The sequence below is a fragment of the Psychrobacter sp. FME13 genome (assembly GCF_014861395.1).
Taxonomy (GTDB): Bacteria; Pseudomonadota; Gammaproteobacteria; order Pseudomonadales; family Moraxellaceae; genus Psychrobacter.
Window position 1 is genome coordinate 1 of sequence record NZ_RRYV01000257.1, and the last position, 2,265, is coordinate 2,265.

Consider the following 2,265-nt stretch of genomic DNA (forward strand, 5'->3'; position numbering starts at 1 on the left):
GCTCATACTATGCGACATACCATTGCACTTGGCTACGCATTTAGCATACTCTTCACTGGTATAATGACTGCCTTGATCTGAATGAAACAGCACGCCTTTAGGCTCAAGTCTTATGTGATATGCCATTTTTAGTGCAGATGTGGTCAGCTGAGTATTCGGGCTATCTGACAAGGCAAAACCAACAATACGTCGAGCATATAAATCCATAACGATGGCTAAATAACACCATCCGCCTTTGATACGAATATAAGTAACATCACCTGTCCACACTTGGTTTGGTGCAGTGGGCGCAAACTGACGGTCTAGTATGTTTCCATAAACTTTATGGAATTTTTCACAACGCCTGTACTTATGTGATTTTATCTGTCGACTAATCAACCCCATTTGTGCCATCAGCTTACCTGCTCTGTAGCGTGTGAGTTTAATGTCATGTTGATGCGTGACGATAGCAGATACCGTCCTTGCACCAGCCGAGCCATTTGACTGCTCAAATACTTCTCTGATTAAGGCTTTGAGCCTTATAAGTTCAATGTCTATAGACCTAGATTTAGTACTGTTGTAATAGCTGCTTCTAACAACCCCAAACAGTTCACATAGCTTGTGTTTGCTAATATGCTTATGATGCTCTGCAAGCTTGGTTATTAGCGATAGACGCTGAGATTGTCTTGGGCTAGCAGAGCAGATGCCTTTTTTAATATATCTCGCTCCATCTTAAGCTGTTTGACCTGTTTTTCAAGCTCTTGTATACGCCGTAATTCAGGCGTTAGGGCTTTGCCTTCTGATGGCATGACACCTTGCTGTTCTTTACGGTATTTATATACCCAATTCTCTAAGGTGGTTTTGCCGATACCTAATGAGTTGGCTACTTCTGGTATCTTCCTGCCTTGATCTTCAACCAGTTTAATGGCTTCTATTCTAGCTTAAATTCTTGGCTGTAGCGTCCGCGTTTGGTGGTCATATCTTCTCTCCAGTCTTGGTGATAGTATAACCTTGTATCTTGAATAACCGCTTAATACTGCCAACGAAAGTTGATAAAATAAAGTAATTATTCATGAGCATTGAGAGTATGAGTATAACCTTAGTGCCTAGACACTGTGTAAGAGATTATGCCCAATGCTCATCCCATCATCTTCATATTCTGAATGGTATCCAAGTGCCTCGCCATCTACCAAGGTGTCATGAGTGACACTGCATAGACAAGGGAAGACAATAAGATGACACACTATATCGGCATAGACGTCAGTAAAAACAAGCTAGATATCGCCTGGCTCAAAGCCACTGATAATCTCAAATTTAAAACCAAAGTCTTTAAAAATGATTACAGTGACTACGCTGCTCTTATCAACTGGCTCATTGCTAACATCACTGACGACTTAAGTAATATTCACATCACGGTCGAGGCCACAGGAGTCTATCACGAGAACATCGCCTACTACCTATTTGATAAAGGTCTTAACGTCAGTATTATCAATCCTGCTTATATCAAAAGCTATGCTGCTAGTTTAGGAAGTCGCAACAAGACGGATAAAAAAGACAGTATGTTATTAGCCCGCTACACCTATAGTGCTAAGCCTAAATTATGGACACCGCCGCCAGCAGAGGCGCGTCACCTCAAGTCATTATTGTCGCGCTTAGACGCACTACAAGAAGACTTACAACGTGAGCTGAATCGATTGGAAAAAGCGCAGGCCACAGACACCGCTCCTATCGTTAAAGCTTCTATTGAGCATATGATAGCCTCTTTGCAAGCCGCTATTGTTAAGCTCAATGGTGATATTGATGACCATATCGATCATCATCACAATTTAAAGCAAGATCAGACTCTACTACAAACTATTAAAGGCGTCGGCCCTGTTGTCTCAAAGCAGATGGTGTCGCTGATGCATAATAAGCAGTTTAGTCAAGCGTCACAAATGGCCGCCTTTTTAGGCTTAGTTCCCAAACATAGTGAATCAGGGCTATTTAAAGGCAAGTCTCGCTTAGCAAAGAATGGCTCAAGTGATATCAGAGCCAAACTGTATATGCCAGCGCTAGTCGCCATTAAGCATAATCCTGATATTAAGGCGCAGTATGAGCGACTGCTTGCTAATGGTAAGTGCAAAATGCAGGCTGTCTGTGCAGCGATGCGCAAGCTTGTGCATATCTGTTTCGGTGTGATTAAACATCAGCAGTCTTACCAAGCAAAAGTTGAGCTAATTAGTGCTTGATTTGGCTTTTTTAAGATGGTATCTCTTATCTACTGTCCTATTTCATTATGCCACTACA

Annotated in this window: 3 protein-coding genes; 1 reads left to right on the plus strand and 2 read right to left on the minus strand. The window is 41.9% G+C overall.

Annotated features, from left to right (window positions below):
• A partial coding sequence (locus EI164_RS15705; RefSeq protein ID WP_192520912.1) for an IS3 family transposase occupies positions 1 to 696 on the minus strand: 696 nt, incomplete at its 3' end.
• Positions 642 to 914 (minus strand): transposase, encoded by a 273-nt coding sequence (locus EI164_RS15710; protein ID WP_192520914.1) that lies wholly within the window; start codon positions 912 to 914, stop codon positions 642 to 644. The genes EI164_RS15705 and EI164_RS15710, both read right to left, overlap by 55 nt.
• 300 nt (positions 915 to 1,214) lie before the next feature.
• Here EI164_RS15710 and EI164_RS15715 point away from each other — a divergent pair, with 300 nt between their 5' ends.
• Positions 1,215 to 2,207, plus strand: a complete 993-nt coding sequence (locus EI164_RS15715) for an IS110 family transposase (RefSeq protein WP_105244335.1) — start codon at positions 1,215 to 1,217, stop codon at positions 2,205 to 2,207.
• The last annotated feature ends 58 nt before the right edge of the window (positions 2,208 to 2,265 follow it).